Consider the following 18,946-nt stretch of genomic DNA (forward strand, 5'->3'; position numbering starts at 1 on the left):
GCGCCCAAACCGAAAGGTGCCCGACTGATGGAACTCGCGGACTTCTTCGCAAATTACGGGCTCATCATCCTGCTCGTCCTTCTCCTGATCTTCATGTTCTGGAGCTCCCGCCGTCGCATGCAGAAGCAGAAGCTGGAGATGGAGGCCAAGGCGCGCCAGACCGTTCCGGGTGCTGAGGTGCTGCTGCAGGGCGGCCTGTACGGCACCATCGTCGAGTACGACCCCGATGACCTCGACAAGCCCGCACGCGTGGAGATCGCCCCCGGCGTCGACATCAAGGTGCACAGCCAGGCCATCCTCCGCATCGTGAACGCCGCCGAGGGCACCGTCACCGAGGACGAGTACATCGAAGCCGAGGAGACCGAGGCGGAGTACGTCGCCGGCGTCGCAGACGGTGACATCACCTCCCTCAGCGACGACCAGAAGCGCGCACGCGACGCCGACGGCGAGCCCACGGACAAGCCCCAGGCCTGACCTCCCCGCTTCCACGTACAGAGAGCTGACTTCGTGGCGCCTTCCACTCCCGTTCGATCCGCGTGGCGCGCGCTGACCGGACTGCTGGCCATCACGGCCGTGCTGTTCGGCGTGAACGCTCTGGGCGTCCACGTCTTCCAGCAGAGCTCGTGGACCCCTGAGCTGGCGCTCGACCTCCAGGGCGGTACGCAGATCATCCTGGAGGCGCAGACCGCCGACGGGGCCGCCCCCTCCGCCGAGCAGATGCAGCAGGCGGTGACGATCATCCGCCAGCGTGTGGATGCCACGGGCGTCGGCGAAGCCGACATCACCACCGAGGGCGGACGCAACATCGTCGTGCAGATCCCCGGTGAGGCCGACCCCGAGACGCGCGAGCGCATCGAGGCGACCGCGCAGCTGCAGCTGCGTTCCGTGCTGTACGCCGGGGCGCCGGCGACGACCTTCGTGGGCGAGGACGGCGCCGAGACGCCGTACCCGTCACCGGACCCCGCACTGCCGGCCACCCCGACCGCCGAGCCCACCAACGGCAGCGATCTGGCCTGGATCACCCCTGCCCTGCAGGCGCAGTTCCTCGCGTACGACTGCGCGAACCCCGCCAACGACCCTGCGGACGCGCCCGCCGATCAGCCCCTGATCACGTGCGACGCCGGACAGACGATCAAGTACATCCTCGGACCCGTCGAGCTGGACGGCACGTCGATCGACGACGCCACCAACGGCGTCGACCCCCAGAACGGCCGCTGGGTCGTGAACCTCGATTTCAACGACGAGGGCACCGAGGTCTTCGGCAAGATCAGCCAGCGCCTGTTCGGGGCCACGCCGCCGCTGGACCAGTTCGCGTTCGTGCTGGACGGATCGGTGCTCTCGGCGCCCCAGATGAACGGCGTGATCCTCGACGGCAACCCGTCGATCAGCGGCTCGTTCACGCAGGAGTCGTCCAAGACCCTCGCCGATCAGCTGAAGTACGGTGCCCTGCCGCTGAGCTTCGCGGTGGTCAGCTCCGACACCATCTCGGCGACGCTCGGCTCGCAGCAGCTCCAGATCGGCCTGATCGCCGGTCTCATCGGGCTCGCGCTGGTCGCGATCTACTCCCTTGTGGTCTACCGCGCCCTGGGCTCGGTCATCATCGCGTCCCTCGCCGTGATGGGCGTCCTGACCTACATCGCGCTGTGCATCCTCGCGTGGCGCATGGGCTTCCGCCTGTCGCTGGCCGGTGTGGCGGGTCTGATCGTGACGATCGGCTTCACCGCCGACTCGTTCATCGTGTACTTCGAACGCATCCGCGACGAGCTGCGTGACGGCAAGTCGATCACCAGCGCGGTGGAGGACGGATGGTCGCGCGCCAAGCGCACGATCTACATCTCCAAGTCGATCAACATCCTCGCCGCCGTCGTGCTGTACATCCTCGCCGACGCGACCGTGAAGGGCTTCGCGTTCACGCTCGGGCTCACCACCGTCATCGACATCGTCATCTTCATCCTCTTCACCCACCCGGTGATGCAGCTGCTCGCCCGCACGCGCTTCTTCGGATCGGGGCATCCGCTCTCGGGCATGGATCCGAAATCACTCGGTGCCGTGTATCGGGGGCGGGCCCAGTTCCGCGCGCCGCTGGTGGCCGAGCGCGGCCGTGCCGCGCGCTCGCGCGGGGAGGCGCAGCGCCGCCAGACGATCGCCGAACGCAAACAGGCCGAGTTGTCGGGCTCGAAAGGCCGGAGCGGCGATACGCTCACGGCCGTCAAGGAGGATGACGACTGATGCGCACCATGGGTCAGCTCGGTAACGACCTCTACACGGGCAAGACGTCCTTCCCCTTCGTCGGCCGCCGTCGGCTGTGGTTCATCATCGCCGCGATCCTCGTGATCGGCTCGGCGCTGGTCCCACTGTTCCGCCCCGTCCAGCTGTCGATCGAGTTCACCGGCGGGTCGCAGTTCACCGTCTCCGGGCTCACCGCGCCCGACCAGACGCTCGCGTCCGAGGCGGTCGAATCCGTCGTCCCCGATGCGACCACCCGAGTGACCACCGTCGGCGATTCCGCCGTGCGCGTGCAGACCGACCAGATGAGCAACGCCGAGACGCTCGAGGTCTCCTCGGCTCTCGCCGACGCCTACGAGGTCTCCACCGCAGAGGTGACGGCATCCTTCATCGGGCCGTCCTGGGGGGCCGACGTCACCCGGCAGTCGCTGTGGGGACTGGCGATCTTCCTCGCGCTGACCTTCCTCATCCTCGCGCTGTACTTCCGCACGTGGAAGATGTCGGTCGCGGCCATGGTCGGCGTCGTCGACGTCCTGATCATCACCGTCGGGATCTACGCCCTCTGCGGCTTCGAGATCTCGCCTGCGGCGGTGATCGGATTCCTCACGATCCTGTCGTACTCGCTGTACGACACCACGGTCGTCTTCGACAAGGTCCGGGAGAACACCCGCGACGACGGCGAGATCTCCGGCCGGACGTTCGGGGAATCGGTCAACCTCGCCGTCAACCAGACGCTCATCCGCTCGATCAACACGACCGTCGTGGCCGTGCTGCCGGTGGGTGCGATCCTGTTCATCGGCGCGATCTGGCTGGGCGCCCGCACCCTCAGCGACATCTCGCTGTCGATCTTCGTCGGCACGATCGTGGCGGCGTACTCGACGCTGTTCGTCGCCGCGCCGCTGTACTCGCTCATGCGTGAGAGCGAACCGGCGCTGAAGGAGCGCGACGCGCGCGTGCGGGAGTCGCGCGAGCGCGCCGGCGTCCCGGCCTGATCCGGCTTGGCGCGGGCGTAGGATGAGCGCTACGAAGCGAACAGGGGAGGTGGCACCATGACCGAGATCGTGCCACCGGTGACCCAGACCTCATCACTGCGCCGCCTCGTCCCCCGGATCTTCTCGCGCTCGGCCAAGCGCGACGGCGTCGACCAGCTGCTGCGGACCGTGCGCACCCACCACCCCAAGGGCGACCTCGGCATCATCGAGCGTGCCTACGCGGTCGCCGAGCGCAAGCACGAGGGGCAGAAGCGCCAGAGCGGCGAGCCGTACATCACCCACCCGCTCGCGGTCGCACAGATCCTCGCCGACCTGGGGCTCGGGCCCAAGGCGATCGCCGCCGCGCTGCTGCACGACACCGTCGAAGACACCGGATATCCGCTCGACGAGCTCGCGGCGGAGTTCGGCGACGAGGTCGCGATGCTGGTGGACGGCGTCACCAAACTCGACAAGGTCAAGTACGGCGAGAGCGCGCAGGCCGAGACCGTCCGCAAGATGATCGTGGCGATGTCGCGCGACATCCGCGTCCTCGTCATCAAGCTCGCCGACCGCCTGCACAACGCGCGCACATGGGGCTTCGTGCCGCCGGAGAAGGCCGCGAAGAAGGCCACCGAGACGCTCGAGATCTACGCGCCGCTCGCGCACCGCCTCGGCATCCAGGCGATCAAGACCGAACTTGAAGAGCTCTCCTTCGCCGTCCTGCACCCCAAGCTCTACGCCGAGATCGAAAGCCTCGTGAAGCAGCGCACCCCTCAGCGGGAGCAGTACGTGCAGAACGTCATCGCCGCCGTCGACGCCGACCTGCGCGAGCTCCGGATCCGTGGACGCGTGGTCGGGCGGCCCAAGCAGCTGTACTCCGTCTACCAGAAGATGGTCGTACGCGGCCGCGAGTTCGACGACATCTACGATCTCATCGGCATCCGCGTGCTCGTCGGCACCGTGCGCGACTGCTACGCCGTCCTCGGCGCCATCCACGCGCGATGGACGCCGCTGCCGGGGCGGTTCAAGGACTACATCGCCACGCCGAAGTTCAACCTCTACCAGTCGCTGCACACGACCGTCATCGGTCCGGGCGGCCGCACGGTGGAGATCCAGATCCGCACGCACGAGATGCACCAGCAGGCCGAGTACGGCGTCGCTGCGCACTGGAAGTACAAGGAGCGGCTGGCCGGCGGCAAGACCGACGGCAAGGCGGTCGACACCGACATGGCGTGGCTCGCGCACATCTCCGACTGGCAGGCCGAGACCGCCGATCCGGGCGAGTTCCTGGACGCGCTGCGGTTCGAGATCGGCGCGAAGGAGGTGTACGTCTTCACCCCCAAGGGGCGGGTGATCGGCCTTCCCGCCGGCGCCACGCCGGTGGACTTCGCCTACGCCGTGCACACCGAGATCGGTCACCGCACGATGGGGGCCAAGGTCAACGGCCGGCTGGTGCCGCTGGAGTCCGAGCTCAAGAGCGGTGACGTCGTGGAGGTGTTCACTTCCAAGAACCCCGACGCCGGCCCGAGCCAGGACTGGCTGAGCTTCGTCCAGAGCACACGCGCGCGCAACAAGATCCGCGGCTGGTTCACCAAGGAGCGGCGCGAAGAGGCGATCGAGCAGGGCAAGGAAGCGATCGCCCGCGCGATGCGCCGGCAGAACATGCCGCTGCAGCGCCTCATGAGCCAGGACTCCTTCACCGAGGTCGCCCACCAGCTGCGGTATGAGGACGTCGCCGCGCTGTACGCGGCCGTGGGGGAGGGCCATGTCTCCACGCAGTCGGTGATCGAGAAGGTCACCGCCCTCGTCGGGGCCAACGACACCTCCACCGGCCCCATCGAGCTGCCTCAGGTCGGACGCAGCAAGGCGCCGCGCGGCGGCGATTCCGGAGTGCTCGTGCGCGGGGCTCCCGACATCCTCGTGAAGCTCGCCAAGTGCTGCACTCCGGTGCCCGGCGACGAGATCGTCGGGTTCGTCACCCGCGGCAGCGGTGTGTCGGTGCACCGCACCGACTGCACGAACGTCAAGTCGCTCCGCGAGGACCCCGAGCGCATGATCGACGTGGAGTGGGCCCCGACGTCCAAGAGCGTCTTCCTGGTCCACATCCAGGTGGAAGCACTCGACCGCTCCGGGCTGCTCAGCGACGTGACGCGCGTGCTCAGTGAGCACCACGTCAACATCCTCTCGGCCACGGTCCAGACCACCAACGACCGCCTGGCGATCAGCCGGTTCGTGTTCGAGATGGGCGACACCGTGCATCTGGACCGCGTGCTCAATGCCGTCCGCCGCATCGACGCGGTGTACGACGTCTACCGCGTCACGTCCTCCTGACCGGCGATCATCCGCACGCACTCGGCGCCGACGCATCCGCCAGCTCGGTGAGCAGGTCGGCCGCCCGCCGCCGGTGCGGGATGCGGGGATGCGCGGCGAGCCACGCCAGCCCCAGCCCGGCGATCTCCGGTTCGCGCGCCGCCCACGAGCGCAGGGCGTCGTCGTGCGCTTCGCCCGGTGTCCGGGCGAGGTCGGCGGCCGTGCGCGCGGGCGTGGTCACGAGGATGCCGCCGACGCGGCGGAGGTCATCGGCTCCGACACGGGGGTCGTGGTAGACCAGGCGCCGGTCGATGACGTGATGCAGCCGTTGCGGCGCAGCCCGCTGGCCGCTGTGGCGGGCGGGCGGGTCGTCCACGGCGCCGTAGACCCATGCGGCGGACAGATGCGACGCGGCCATCGCGTCGCCCAGGAGCGTCGTGAGACTCGCCGCCCGCAGGGGCGCCGTCTCCACCACGTCGGCGGGAACGAATCCCTCGCCGAGTGCGACGAGGTGGCCGTCCAGGCACGCCGCCGTCAGCTCCGCCTGCGACAGGCGCCGTCCGGGGAAGTACAGGAACGGGGATGCCACATCGGCAGTCTTGCGGTGCGCACGCCGCCCGCGACGCGTGCGCCGCGAAGCTGTGGAGAGCCGCTCGATGGCGGCGAGAGGGGAGAAGCGGTCAGCCGCCGACGGCCCGCAGCCACGTACGGCGCGCCTCGAGCGCCTCGCGCGCCTGCGTGGCGGCACGGGCGTCGCCGCGTGCTTCGGCCTCGGCGACCTCGGCCTCGAGCTTGTCGATGGCCTCGGTCAGCTGGCGGGTCATGTCATTGGCCCGCGCCTTGGTCTCGGGGTTGTTGCGCTTCCAGTCCGCTTCCTCGCGCGTGCGGACGCTCTGCTCGACGGCGCGCAGCTCGTCATCCAGTGCGCGCTCGATGTCGCGGGGGTGCACGCGGCCGATCTCGTCCCAGCGGCGCTGGATGGCCGTCAGGAGGGAGCGCGCACGGGTGAGGTCGCGTTCGTCGACGATCGGAGCGGCTTCGGCCAGGAGCGCGCGCTTGGCCTCGATCTTCTCCTTGGAGGCCTCCACGTCGGCGGCCTCACGCTGGGCCCGTGCGCCGTACAGGGCATCGCCGGCGGCCTTGAATCGGGCCCACAGTGCGTCGTCGACCTTCTTGCCGGCGCGGCCGGAGCTCTTCCACTCGTCCAGGAGGTCACGGTAGGCGCCGATCGCATCCTCACCGCGCGGGGCGAGGGCCTCGGCACGTTCTACGAGGCGGGTCTTGGCGTCGCGGGCGGCCTTGTGCGTCTGGTCGAGGCTCGCGTAGAACTCGCGGCGGTGACGATCCACCGTCGCGCGCGCGTCGCGGAAGCGGCGCCACAGCTGCTGGCCGACGGCACGGGGCAGGCGCGGTCCGTTCTGCTGGTGGCTCTGCCACCGGTCGAACAGCGCCGTCATCTCCTCCGACGCCTGCTTCCACTGCACCGTCTGCGGGTCGCGCGCGGCCAGAGCCTCGGCGGCCTCGACGATGCCGGTGCGCTCGCGCACGGCCTCCTCCACGGCCTCCTTGGCGGCGGCCGTCTCGGCTTCGCTGGCTTCGGCGAGGGTCGCGGTGAGCGCGTCCAGTCGCGTACGGAGGTTCTCCAGATCGCCCACGGCCGCAGCATCCGCGATGCGGGTGCGCAGCGTCTTCGCCGTCGAGCGCAGGTCGGCGGCGGATGCTCCGCCCCGGCGTGCGCGCGCCTCCAGCAGTGTCACCTCGCCGGCGAGGTCGGTGAATTTGCGCTGGTAGTAGGCGAGGGCCTCTTCGGCCGTGCCGTCGGGGTATTGCCCCACGACGCGCCAGGATTCGCCCTCGCGCACCGACACGGTGCCGTCGTCATCGACGCGGCCCCATGCGGTCTGCGGGGCGGGGGTGGTGTCGGAAGTCTCGGCGTCGGCAGTCACGGAAGGCACCTCATCGCGGCTCGGGCCGCCTACGGTTAGGGACCCCTTGAGCCTAGTACGTCACCCGGCGGTGGCGCAGGGCACCCGTCACGGCGTGGGCGCGATCTCGCCCGGCGTCTCTGCGGGGCTCGGTTCTGAGGGCGCGGTGGGCTCGGCGGGCGGCGCGGTCTCGCTCGAGGGCGCCGGCGTCGTCGGGGTGGCGCTGGGGGAGGGCTCCGGCGTGCCGGGGCCGACGGTGAAGTAGGCCACCTGTCCGCCGATGGCGGCGAGGATGACGGCTCCGCCGAGGACCGCTGCCAGCAGGTTGTCCCGGCGTCGGCGACGGCTCTGGCCCTCGTGATACTGCCGGCGGGCCTGGTAGACCCGTGCGCGCTCACGCGCCTCGCGTTCGTCGCGCCCCTTGCCGGCCACAGCATCCTCCTCCGCCCGGTGCTCCCCGGCGCGAAGCATCCTACGCAGGGCGCCCGGCCGCGGCCAAAAGCGGGATCCGTGGGGGTGGGCCCGGATAGCCTGGAGCGATGACGTCCTCCGCTGCGCTCTTCCGGGGGCAGACCCCTCTCGCGGTGCGGATGCGGCCGACCTCCCTCGACGAGGTCGCCGGCCAGGGGCATCTCCTGCGCCCCGGTTCCCCGCTCGTGGCGCTGGCGTCCTCCGACACGTCGACCTCTGCCTCCTCGGTCATCCTGTGGGGCCCGCCCGGCACGGGCAAGACCACGCTCGCGCAGGCGATCGCACGGTCATCGGGGCGCCGCTTCGTCGAACTGTCCGCCATCACGGCAGGCGTCAAGGACGTCCGCGAGGTCATGCAGGAGGCCCTGAACCAGCGCGACTTGTACGGCCAGTCCACCATCCTCTTCCTCGACGAGATCCACCGCTTCACCAAGGCGCAGCAGGACGCCCTGCTCCCGGGCGTGGAGAACGGATGGGTCGTGCTGATCGCCGCGACCACCGAGAACCCGTCGTTCTCGGTCATCTCGCCCCTGCTGTCACGGTCGCTGCTGCTGACGCTGCGGCCCCTCGACGACGAGGATCTCGGGCTCCTGGTCGACCGCGCCGTCACCGACCCGCGCGGCCTCGCCGGCGCGGTGACGCTCGAGCCCGACGCGCGCGCCGCGCTCATCCGCCTCGCGTCGGGCGACGCCCGCCGGGCACTGACGGCGCTCGAGGCCGCCGCATCCGTCGCCTCCGACGACGCCGAAGAGGCCGAAGAGGGCGAGGCCGCGGCGACGCCCGTGGTGACCGCCGAGCACATCGGGCAGGCCGTCGATCGCGCGCTGCTCCGCTACGACCGGCAGGGCGATGAGCACTACGACGTCATCAGCGCCTTCATCAAGTCGATCCGCGGCTCCGACGTCGACGCGGCCATCCACTACCTGGCGCGCATGATCGAAGCCGGCGAAGACCCGAGGTTCATCGCGCGGCGGCTGGTCATCTCCGCCGCCGAGGACATCGGGCTGGCCGACCCGCAGGCCCTGCAGATCGCGGTGGCGGCAGCCGACGCCGTCGCCTTCATCGGCATGCCCGAGGGCCGCATCCCGCTCGCCGAGGCCACCGCGTACCTCGCCACCACCGCGAAGTCCAACGCCGCCTACAACGCGATCAACGCCGCGATCGCCGACGTCCGGGCCGGCGGGTTCGGGCGGGTGCCGCCCCACCTCCGGGACGCGCACTACCCCGGGGCCAAGCGCCTCGGACACGGCAAGGGCTACAAGTACCCGCACGACAGCGACATCGGCATCGTGACGCAGCAGTACCTGCCCGACGAGCTGCGCGGGCGCCGCTACTACCAGCCGACCACCCACGGCACCGAGCGCGACGTGTCGGCGCGCCTGGAGAAGATCCGCCGCATCGTCGACGGCACCTGATCTCACCCGCGCTCCCGAGAAGATGCCGCGGATGGGGGAGCGCAGGAGTGCTCTGGTAGACTGAATCGGCTCGAAACCGAGTTTTCGGGCATCCCCCTCTTCCTGAACCACCGTACGGTGCGCCCCGGCGTGCGAACCGGACGGGCGGAAGGGGTTGATACGTCCGTGAGCCGCGAAGTGCGCGGCCACGTCTTCGGAAGGAATCCTTCGTGGCAACGAAGTCTCAGGACCGCCGTAAGGTCCGCCTGTCCCGCGCGCTCGGCATCGCGCTGACGCCCAAGGCAGCCAAGTACCTCGAGAAGCGCCCCTACGCTCCCGGCGAGCACGGGCGCACCAAGCGCAAGCAGGACAGCGACTACGCCGTCCGTCTGCGTGAGAAGCAGCGTCTGCGCGAGCAGTACGGCATTCGCGAGAAGCAGCTGCGCATCGCCTTCAACGAGGCCCGCCGCACCGACGGCCTGACCGGTGAGAACCTGGTCGAGCTGCTCGAGATGCGTCTGGACGCCCTCGTCGTGCGTTCGGGCCTGGCCCGCACCACCGCGCAGGCGCGCCAGCTCGTGGTGCACCGCCACATCCTCGTGGACGGCCAGACCGTCGACCGCCCGTCGTTCCGCGTGAAGCCGGGTCAGCTCATCCACGTCAAGGCCAAGAGCGAGGGCCTCGAGCCCTTCCAGGTCGCCGCCGCCGGCGGGCACGCCGAGGTGCTGCCCCCCGTCCCCGGCTACCTCGAGGTCGAGCTGGACAAGCTGCAGGCCCGCCTCGTGCGTCGCCCCAAGCGCGCCGAGGTGCCCGTCACGTGTGACGTGCAGCTCGTCGTCGAGTACTACGCCGCGCGCTGAGCCACGCTCATCGTGCACGAAGGGCGTCGGGTTCTCCCGGCGCCCTTCGGCGTCTGCCGTCTACGATGAGGGGATGCCGCGTGTGCGGCCCCGATCCGAGGAAGTGACGATCGTGAAGAACGTGCTCTGGTTTGTGCTCGGTGTCACCGGCGGATTCGCTGCCGCTCATCTGATGAACAAGGACCCGCGCGGGCACGAGGTGCTCGCCCAGGTGGATGCGCGCATCACCGAGTTCACCGATCGCCTGGGTGCCGCCTACCGCGAGCAGGAAGCCCGCTTCGCCGGCCCCGCGACCGAGGTGAAGGACGCCGCCGCGACGGCGTACGAGACCGCCAAGGATGCCGTGGCCTCCGCGACCGACACCGCGAAGGAAGCCATGGCCCCGGCGGCCGAGGACGCCGTGGATGCCGCCACGCCGGCCGACGGCGCCACCGAGGGGTCCGCATCCGCCGGCGCCGAGGACTCGCGCCCCGCCTCCTCCTGACCATCCCCCTGCCTCCCTGCCCGCTCGAGCGGGCCGGATGACTGCGCCTCCCGAAAGGCCCGCTGAATGAAGACCGCTGAGATCGCCCAGCGCTACCTCGACTACTTCGAGAAGAACGACCACACGATCGTTCCCTCCGCCTCCCTCGTCACCGACGACCCGTCGCTGCTGTTCACCGTCGCAGGGATGGTCCCGTTCATCCCGTACCTGACGGGGGTCGTGCCCGCGCCCTACCGGCGCGCCGCCGACGTGCAGAAGTGCATCCGCACGAACGACATCGAAGAGGTCGGTCACACCGCCCGGCACGGCACGTTCTTCCAGATGCTGGGCAACTGGTCGTTCGGCGACTACTTCAAGGAGGGGGCGATCTCCTACGCGTGGGAGCTGCTCACCGCCTCGGAGTCCGACGGCGGCCTCGGCTTCGCCGAGCGCGACCTGTGGGTCACCGTGTACCAGGACGACGACGAGGCCGCCGAGCTGTGGCAGAAGATCGCGGGCCTCCCCGTCGAGCGCATCCAGCGGCTCGGCCGCGAGGACAACTACTGGTCCACCGGCCAGCCGGGCCCGGCAGGGCCCTGCTCCGAGATCTACTTCGACCGGGGCCCCGCGTACGGGCGCGAGGGCGGCCCGGCCGTGGACGACAACCGGTTCACGGAGATCTGGAACCTCGTGTTCATGCAGTACGCGATCACGAACGTCCGCTCCAAGGTCGACTTCGACATCATCGGCGACCTGCCGGCGAAGAACATCGACACCGGCATGGGCCTGGAGCGCGTCGCCTTCATCAAGCAGGGCGTCGACAACATGTACGAGACGGATCAGGTGCGCCCCGTCCTCGACCGCGCCGTGGAGCTCTCCGGCCGGCGCTACGGCGCCGACCACGAGGACGACGTGCGCTTCCGCGTGGTCGCCGACCACGTGCGCTCCTCGCTCATGCTGCTCTCGGACGGCGTGACGCCGGCCAACGACGGCCGCGGGTACATCCTGCGCCGCCTCATGCGCCGCAGCGTCCGGGCCATGCGCCTGCTGGGCGTGGACGCGCCCACGTTCCCCGAGCTGTTCGCAGCCTCCCGCGACGCCATGAAGTCGGCGTATCCGGTGGTGGAGACCGACTGGCAGCGCATCTCCCAGTACGCCATCGCGGAGGAGGAGACGTTCCTCCGCACCCTCGCGGCCGGCTCGACGATCCTCGACCTCGCCGTGGAGGACACGAAGAAGGCCGGCGGCTCGACGCTCTCCGGACCCGAGGCGTTCCTGCTGCACGACACGTACGGCTTCCCGATCGATCTCACCCTGGAGATCGCCGAGGAGGCCGGGCTCTCCGTCGATCGCGCGGCCTTCGACTCACTCATGCTCGAGCAGCGCAACCGCGCCAAGGCCGACGCGAAGTCGCGCAAGCGCGCGTTCGCCGACCAGAGCGTGTACCGCGACTTCCGCGCCCAAGGCGAGACCGTCTTCACCGGCTACACCGACCTGGAGACCGAGTCGCGCGTGCTGGGGGTGCTCGTGGACGGCGTCTCGGTCGACCGCGCCCGCACCGGGCAGGTCGCCGAGGTGATCCTCGCCGAGACGGCACTGTACGCCGAGTCGGGCGGTCAGGTCGCCGACAAGGGCGTCATCGTCGGCCCCGGCTACGAAGCCGACGTGCTCGACGTGCAGAAGCCGGTGCCCGGCCTCATCAGCCACACCGTGCAGATCACCACGGGTGAGGTCGCCGTGGGCGAGCCCGCCACCACGGTGGTGGATGCGGCGAACCGTCGTGCCGCCCGACAGGCGCACTCCGCCACGCACCTCGTCCACGCGGCGCTGCGCGACACGCTGGGCAAGTCGGCCACGCAGGCCGGCTCGCTCAACCGCGCCGGCTACCTCCGCTTCGACTTCTCGTGGGGACAGGCACTGTCGCCCGAGACGCGGTCGGAGATCGAGGAGATCGCCAACAACGCCGTGCGCGACAACCTGGAGGTCACCACGCGCGTGCTGCCGCTGGATCAGGCGCGCGAGCTGGGCGCCGTGGCGCTGTTCGGCGAGAAGTACGGCGACACCGTCCGCATGGTCGACATCGGCGGTCCCTGGTCGCGTGAACTGTGCGCGGGGACCCACGTGTCCTCGAGCGCGGAGGTGGGGCTCATCAACCTCGTCGGGGAGTCCTCCGTCGGGGCATCGAACCGCCGCGTGGAGGCCCTCGTCGGTCTCGACGCATTCCGCGACCTCGCCGCCGAGCGCGCCATCGTCTCGCAGCTGACGTCGTCGCTGAAGACCCCCCGCGATCAGCTCCCCGCCCGCATCGCGGAGCTGACGGCGAGCCTGAAGGCGGCGGAGAAGCGCATCGCGCAGTTCGAGGCCCGCGCGCTGGCCGACCGCGTGCCGCAGCTGGCGAACACCGCCACGACGGCGGGACGCGTCCGCGTCGTCGCGCAGTCGATCGGCGCCGCATCCTCCGCCGACGACGTCCGCTCGCTCGCCCTGCAGGTGCGTGACCGGATGGGCGACGGCCCCGCCGTGATCGCCCTCGGCGCCACGCTGAGCGAGCGCGCGACGGTGGTCGTCGCCACGAACGAGGGCGCGCGCGCCGTCGGCGCGAAGGCCGGGGCGCTGGCCCGGGTCGCCGCGGCTGCCCTCGGCGGCGGTGGCGGCGGGCGCGACGACGTCGCGCAGGGCGGCGGCACCGACGCAGCAGCGCTCGGCGCAGCCCTGGACGCCGTGGCCGCAGAGCTGGCCGCGACGGGGGAGTGACGCTCATCCGCCGCGGCATCCGGCTCGGCGTCGACGTCGGGAAGGCGCGCGTCGGGGTCGCCCGCAGCGATCCCGACGCCCTGCTGGCCGTGCCCGTGGAGACCGTCCCGCGCTCGGACGCCACGATCCGGCGACTGCTGGAGCTGGCTGCCGAGTACGAGGCGCTGGAGTTCCTCGTCGGCCTCCCGACGAGCCTGAGCGGCGCCGACACCCCGTCCACGACCGACGCCCGCGACTTCGCCGCCGCGCTGGCGGCGGCCTCGCCGACCCCCGTGCGACTGGTGGACGAGCGCCTCAGCACGGTCACCGCGCACAGCGCGCTGCGATCCGCCGGGCGTTCCCAGCGTCGTTCTCGTAACATTGTTGACCAAGTCGCCGCCGTCGTCCTCCTCCAGCAGGCGCTCGATGTCGAGAGAAGCTCCGGCAACCCGGCCGGAGTGGCACTCCCTCCGGGACAGGAGCCCGCCTGACATGCCCGACACCCCGTCTGGATTCGATGATCCGTTCGCGGATCTGTACGGAAAGCTGCCCGACCCGAATCGGCGCAGCACAGCCCGCGACGCCACACCGAAGTCCCGTCGTGAGGCACGCGCGGCCCAGCGCCGCCAGAACGACACGACCGCTCCACGCGAGGACACCGTCCCCGCCCGTGTGCGTGAATCCGTACCCGCCTCGGACGCGGAGCGTGAATCGGAGCCGGCACCGGTCGCCGCCCGTGAGCGCGAATCCGTGGGCGCCGCCGCCGGGCGGTCGACCGGACATGGCCGCTCGGCGCCGTCGGCGACGCTCGACGACCTGTTCTCGGGGGAGCGGTCCACGAGCGACCTGGGTGCCCCGCCGCCTCGGCCCAGCAGGAAGCGCCGGCGGACTGCCGGCTGGATCGCCCTCGCCATCGTCCTCGCCCTCGTCGGCGGCGTGGCGGCCGGAGGCCTGTGGGTGTGGAACACGTATGAAGACGGCATCCGCTCGTTCATGGGCTGGGAGGAGCCGAATGACTACGAGCCGGGGCTCGCGCACGGTGAGACCACCATCACGATCGCCAGCGGTGACACCGGCGGACCCGTGTCGCAGAAGCTGTTCGACGCCGGGGTGACCAAGACGCCGGAGGCGCTGTACGACTACATGATCGAGAACAGCGTCACGTTCACCTTCCAGCCGGGCGTCTACCGGCTGCAGCTGCAGATGAACGCCGCCGCCGTCCTGGACACGCTCGCCGATCCGGCCAGCCGGATGGAGAACACCGCGCAGCTGCGCGAAGGGCTCACCGCCGAGCAGACCCTCACGGCGCTGTCCGAGCAGCTCGAGATGCCGCTGGAAGAACTGCAGGCCGCCGCCGCGGATCCGTCGGCGTTCGGCGTGCCGTCGGACTCGCTGGAGGGATGGCTCTTCCCCGCCACCTACACGTTCGACCCCGCGGCCACCGCGAGCGACGTGATCGCCCGGCTGGTCGCGCGCACCGTGGAATCCCTGGATCAGGCCGGCGTGCCCGAAGCCGACCGGCAGCGCGTGCTCACCATCGCCTCCATCGTGGAGCGCGAGGGCAGGCCGAACGACTTCGCCAAGGTGTCCCGCGTCATCCAGAACCGCCTCGACCAGGGCATGAAGCTGCAGATGGACTCCACCGCCCAGTACGGGTACGGGGAGCTGCACGCCGGCTCGGCCAGCACGTCGGACGAGGCGCAGTTCGACGACAACCCGTGGAACACGTACGTGATCGACGGACTGCCGGCCGGTCCGATCGCCAACCCCGGCGACGCGGCGATCGACGCGGCCATGCACCCCGCGGACGGACCGTGGCTGTTCTTCGTCACGGTCAACCTCGACACCGGCGAGACCCTGTTCACCACCACCGCCGACGAGCACGAAGCGGCGCGGCAGCAGTGGATCTCGTGGTGCAAGGACAATCCGGGCAAGGGATGCTGACGGGCACGAGGCTCGCCGTCTGGGGGGATCCGATCGCGCACAGCCGGTCGCCGCAGCTGCACGCCGCGGCGTACCGCGTCCTCGGGCTGGACTGGGAGTACGGACGCCGGCGCGTGGGCGAGGACCGTTTCGACCCCGAACTCGCGGGCCTCGACGCCAGGTGGCGGGGACTGTCGCTGACGATGCCGCTCAAGCACGCCGCGGCCCGGGCGGCGCAGGTCCTGGACCGTCATGCTCGGGCGACGGGCGCGGTGAACACGCTGCTGCTCGGCGAGGAGCGGCACGGCTTCAACACCGACGTGGGCGGCCTGGTGCGGTCGCTGCGCGAGCAGGGCGTCGAGGAGGCTCCCGCCGCCCGGATCCTCGGCGCCGGTGCCACGGCCACCTCCGCGCTGGTCGCCCTCGCCGATCTCGGGGCGCGCCGCGTCGAGGTGGTCGCGCGGCGCCCCGAGGCCGTGACCGCGTTGATCGCGCTCGGTGAGTCCCTCGGTGTCGCCGTGATCCCCGCCGGGTTCGACGATCCGTCCCCCGGCCGCGTCCAGGTCACGATCGCGACGCTCCCCGGCGGCACCGATCTGGGTGCGGGGGCCGACCGGCTGGCAGCGGCGGGCGGAGTGCTCGTGGACGTCGTCTACGGCCACTGGCCCACCCCGCTCGCCCACGCATGGGAGCGGGCGGGGGGCGTCGCCTTCTCCGGACACGGGATGCTGCTGCATCAGGCTCTCCTGCAGGTGCGCGTCTTCGTCTGCGGCGAGCCTGGTACCGCCCTCCCGGAGGAGACGACCGTGCTGGCCGCGATGCGCCGAGCGCTCGTGGGAGACTAGGGCAATGCTCCGCGTGCTCACGGCCGGCGAATCCCACGGCCCCGAACTGGTCGCCATCATGGAGGGTCTTCCCGCCGGCGTGCCGATCTCCTCCGACGCGATCCGCGCCGACCTCGCCCGCCGGAAGCTCGGCTACGGCCGCGGCTCGCGGATGAAGTTCGAGGAGGACGAGCTCACGATCTCCTCGGGCGTGCGGCACGGCTTCACCCTCGGCAGCCCCATCGCCTTGCGCATCGGGAACACCGAATGGCCCAAGTGGGTCGAGGTGATGAGCCCCGAGCCGGCCGAGCTGACGGAGAAGTCCCGCGGGCGCGGCGCCGCGCTCACGCGCCCCCGCCCCGGTCACGCCGATCTCGTCGGCATGCAGAAGTACGACTTCGACGAGGCCCGGCCGATCCTCGAGCGCGCCAGCGCCCGTGAGACCGCAGCCCGCGTCGCGCTGGGCGCCGTGGCCCGCGCGTTCCTCTCCGAACTGGGCATCCGGCTGGTCAGCCACACCCTCTCCATCGGCCCCGTGCGCGTCCCCGAGGACGCCGCCCTGCCCGCCCCCGACGACGTGGACGCCCTCGACGCCGATCCGCTGCGGTGCTTCGACGCCGGTACCAGCGCCCGCATGGTCGCCGAGGTCGACGACGCGCGCAAGGCCGGCGACACCCTCGGCGGCGTCGTCGAGGTGCTCGCCTACGGCCTGCCGCCGGGGCTCGGTTCGCACGTGCACTGGGACCGGCGCCTGGACGGCAAGCTCGCGCAGGCGCTCATGAGCATCCAGGCGATCAAGGGGGTCGAGGTCGGCGACGGCTTCCTCACGACGACGCGCCGCGGATCGCAAGCCCACGACGAACTCTTCGCGACGGCGGAGGGCATCGCTCGCGCGAGCGACCGCGCCGGCGGCACCGAGGGCGGCATGTCCACCGGGACGGTGCTGCGCGTGCGGGCCGGGATGAAGCCCATCGCCACGGTGCCGCACGCCCTGCGCACCATCGACGTCGCCACCGGGACGTCGGCAACCGCCCACCACCAGCGTTCCGACGTGTGCGCCGTGCCCGCTGCCGGCGTCGTCGCCGAGGCGATGACGGCGATCGTGCTCGCCGAGGCCGTCCTGGAGAAGTTCGGCGGCGACAGCGTCGGGGAGACGCGCCGCAATCTGCTGTCCTACCTCGACGCTCTCCCGGCGGCACTGCGCACGACGCCGGCCAGCGATGCCGCGGCGGCCGCCACCGATGGCGGCATCTGACACGATCGCCCTCATCGGTCCGATGGGGGCGGGCAAATCCAGCGTGGGGCGCCGCGTCGCCAAGCAGCTCGGCGTGAGCTTCACCGACACCGACGCCGTGCTCGCTCGCACGCACGGGCCCATCCCCGACCTGTTCGCCGAGCACGGCGAGGGGGGCTTCCGGTCTCTGGAACGCGAGGCCGTGCGCGACGCCCTCCGCAGCGGCGGCATCGTCTCCCTCGGGGGCGGAGCTGTGCTGCATCCCGACACCCGCGCCGACCTCGCGCCCGTGCGCGTCGTCCTCCTCACCGTCGACCCCGCCGTCGTGGCCGGCCGCATCCGCGGGGGATCGCGGCCGCTGCTGGCAGGCGAGGACGGCACGGCCCGATGGATGGAGATCTTCCAGGCCCGCCGCCCGATCTACGAGGCGCTGGCCGACGTGACCTTCGACACCTCCCATGGCCCGCTGCGGGCCGTCGTGGACGCCGTGGCCCAGTGGGCCCTCGCGTCCGCACCGACCGGATCGAGCACCGCATGACCCTCACGACCATCACTGTTTCCGGAGCGACCCCCTACGACGTCACCGTCGGCCGCGGTCTGCTCGGCAGCCTCGGCGACGTGCTGCCCGCCGCCGCGCGGAAGGTCCTCATCGTCCACCCGCCGACGCTCGCCGAGCGTGCGGAGGCGCTGCGGCAGGCGCTGCTGACCGACCGGGAGGTGCTCCTGGCCGAGATCCCCGACGCCGAGCAGGGCAAGCGCGTGGAGGTGGCCGCCTTCTGCTGGCAGGTCCTGGGGCAGGCCGATTTCACGCGCACCGACGTGGTCGTCGGATTCGGCGGGGGAGCGGTGACCGACCTCGCCGGCTTCGTGGCCGCGACGTGGCTGCGCGGCGTGCCGGTCGTGCAGGTGCCCACCACGGTGCTCGGCATGGTCGACGCCGCCGTGGGCGGGAAGACCGGACTCAACACCGCCGAGGGGAAGAACCTCGTCGGCGCGTTCTGGCCTCCGCACGCGGTGGTGTGCGATCTGGACCTGCTCGATTCGCTGTCGCCCAACGAACGCGTCGCCGGCTACGCCGAGGTCGTCAAGGCGGGTTTCATCTGGCATCCCGAGATCCTCGACCTCATCGAAGCCGACCCCGTCGAGGTCGTGAACCCGCGCAGCGACGCCTTCCGCCGCACACTCGAGCTCGCCATCGACATGAAGGCGCGCGTCGTCGGCGAGGATCTTCGCGAAGCCGGCCTTCGCGAAGTGCTGAACTACGGCCACACCCTGGGCCACGCGATCGAGCACGCCGAGCGCTACCGCTGGCGCCACGGCGCCGCCATCTCGGTGGGCATGACCTTCGCCGCCGAGCTCTCCCGACTCGCCGGCCGGCTCCCCGACGACGTCGTCCAGCGCCACCGCGACATCCTGGGCGCCTTGGGCCTGCCGATGACCTATCGCGCCGGGGCGTGGCCGCAGCTGCTGGCCACGATGCAGCGCGACAAGAAGAGCCGCGGCGGGATGCTGCGTTTCATCGTGCTCGACGACGTCGCGCGCCCGACCGTGCTGCAGGCGCCCGACGAGTCGCTGCTGTTCGCCGCGTACCAGGAAGTCGCCGGCTGAGCGA

The 18,946-nt window shown here is 71.1% G+C and carries 17 protein-coding genes; 14 read left to right on the forward strand and 3 right to left on the reverse strand.

Features of this window, described 5'->3' with window-relative positions:
* Positions 1 to 27: 27 nt before the first annotated feature.
* Genes E4V99_RS14745 through E4V99_RS14760 form a run of 4 tightly spaced genes read left to right on the forward strand, consistent with a single transcriptional unit; the run spans position 28 to position 5,528 of the window.
* Positions 28 to 474 carry a preprotein translocase subunit YajC gene (locus E4V99_RS14745; RefSeq protein ID WP_135066343.1) on the forward strand — a complete coding sequence of 149 codons (447 nt, stop codon included), beginning with the start codon at positions 28 to 30 and terminating at the stop codon, positions 472 to 474.
* Positions 475 to 507: 33 nt separating this feature from the next.
* Positions 508 to 2,229, forward strand: a complete 1,722-nt coding sequence (secD, locus tag E4V99_RS14750; protein ID WP_135066341.1) for a protein translocase subunit SecD — start codon at positions 508 to 510, stop codon at positions 2,227 to 2,229.
* A complete protein-coding gene (gene secF, locus E4V99_RS14755) occupies positions 2,229 to 3,218 on the forward strand; it encodes a protein translocase subunit SecF (protein WP_135066337.1) in 990 nt (329 codons plus the stop codon). Before secD ends, secF begins: the two co-directional genes overlap by 1 nt.
* A gap of 57 nt (positions 3,219 to 3,275) precedes the next feature.
* A complete protein-coding gene (locus E4V99_RS14760) occupies positions 3,276 to 5,528 on the forward strand; it encodes a bifunctional (p)ppGpp synthetase/guanosine-3',5'-bis(diphosphate) 3'-pyrophosphohydrolase (protein WP_135066334.1) in 2,253 nt (750 codons plus the stop codon).
* Positions 5,529 to 5,535: 7 nt separating this feature from the next.
* Here E4V99_RS14760 and E4V99_RS14765 read toward each other — a convergent pair whose 3' ends face one another.
* From E4V99_RS14765 to E4V99_RS14775, 3 genes are all read right to left on the reverse strand, one after another.
* A complete protein-coding gene (locus tag E4V99_RS14765) occupies positions 5,536 to 6,096 on the reverse strand; it encodes a hypothetical protein (protein WP_135117700.1) in 561 nt (186 codons plus the stop codon).
* 91 nt (positions 6,097 to 6,187) lie between these two features.
* Positions 6,188 to 7,453, reverse strand: a complete 1,266-nt coding sequence (locus tag E4V99_RS14770; protein WP_135066328.1) for a DUF349 domain-containing protein — start codon at positions 7,451 to 7,453, stop codon at positions 6,188 to 6,190.
* Between the two features lie 87 nt (positions 7,454 to 7,540).
* A complete protein-coding gene (locus E4V99_RS14775) occupies positions 7,541 to 7,864 on the reverse strand; it encodes a dioxygenase (protein ID WP_135117701.1) in 324 nt (107 codons plus the stop codon).
* Between the two features lie 107 nt (positions 7,865 to 7,971).
* On the opposite strand from E4V99_RS14775, the gene E4V99_RS14780 reads away from it, so the two are divergent.
* The 10 genes from E4V99_RS14780 (at position 7,972) to aroB (ending at position 18,942) form a co-directional block, all read left to right on the forward strand.
* Positions 7,972 to 9,318 (forward strand): replication-associated recombination protein A, encoded by a 1,347-nt coding sequence (locus E4V99_RS14780; protein WP_135117702.1) that lies wholly within the window; start codon positions 7,972 to 7,974, stop codon positions 9,316 to 9,318.
* A 209-nt stretch (positions 9,319 to 9,527) separates the two neighbouring features.
* On the forward strand, positions 9,528 to 10,157 hold the full coding sequence (gene rpsD / locus E4V99_RS14785) for a 30S ribosomal protein S4 (protein ID WP_135066318.1): 630 nt from the start codon (positions 9,528 to 9,530) through the stop codon (positions 10,155 to 10,157).
* Between the two features lie 73 nt (positions 10,158 to 10,230).
* On the forward strand, positions 10,231 to 10,641 hold the full coding sequence (locus E4V99_RS18655) for an ATPase (RefSeq protein WP_245233207.1): 411 nt from the start codon (positions 10,231 to 10,233) through the stop codon (positions 10,639 to 10,641).
* A 66-nt stretch (positions 10,642 to 10,707) separates the two neighbouring features.
* On the forward strand, positions 10,708 to 13,374 hold the full coding sequence (gene alaS, locus E4V99_RS14795) for an alanine--tRNA ligase (RefSeq protein WP_135117703.1): 2,667 nt from the start codon (positions 10,708 to 10,710) through the stop codon (positions 13,372 to 13,374).
* Positions 13,371 to 13,844, forward strand: a complete 474-nt coding sequence (ruvX, locus tag E4V99_RS14800) for a Holliday junction resolvase RuvX (protein ID WP_135066312.1) — start codon at positions 13,371 to 13,373, stop codon at positions 13,842 to 13,844. Before alaS ends, ruvX begins: the two co-directional genes overlap by 4 nt.
* A 1-nt stretch (position 13,845) precedes the next feature.
* Positions 13,846 to 15,297 carry an endolytic transglycosylase MltG gene (gene mltG / locus E4V99_RS14805; protein ID WP_135117704.1) on the forward strand — a complete coding sequence of 484 codons (1,452 nt, stop codon included), beginning with the start codon at positions 13,846 to 13,848 and terminating at the stop codon, positions 15,295 to 15,297.
* On the forward strand, positions 15,267 to 16,121 hold the full coding sequence (locus E4V99_RS14810; protein ID WP_348630754.1) for a shikimate dehydrogenase: 855 nt from the start codon (positions 15,267 to 15,269) through the stop codon (positions 16,119 to 16,121). The genes mltG and E4V99_RS14810 overlap by 31 nt, the downstream gene beginning before the upstream one ends.
* A gap of 4 nt (positions 16,122 to 16,125) precedes the next feature.
* Positions 16,126 to 17,355 (forward strand): chorismate synthase, encoded by a 1,230-nt coding sequence (aroC, locus tag E4V99_RS14815; RefSeq protein WP_135066304.1) that lies wholly within the window; start codon positions 16,126 to 16,128, stop codon positions 17,353 to 17,355.
* A complete protein-coding gene (locus tag E4V99_RS14820; protein WP_135066301.1) occupies positions 17,342 to 17,872 on the forward strand; it encodes a shikimate kinase in 531 nt (176 codons plus the stop codon). Before aroC ends, E4V99_RS14820 begins: the two co-directional genes overlap by 14 nt.
* Complete coding sequence (aroB, locus tag E4V99_RS14825) at positions 17,869 to 18,942, forward strand: 3-dehydroquinate synthase (protein WP_135066298.1); 1,074 nt, start codon at positions 17,869 to 17,871, stop codon at positions 18,940 to 18,942. Before E4V99_RS14820 ends, aroB begins: the two co-directional genes overlap by 4 nt.
* Positions 18,943 to 18,946: the final 4 nt, after the last annotated feature.

Source organism: Microbacterium sp. dk485 (assembly GCF_004570445.1).
Classification (GTDB): Bacteria; Actinomycetota; Actinomycetes; order Actinomycetales; family Microbacteriaceae; genus Microbacterium; species Microbacterium wangchenii.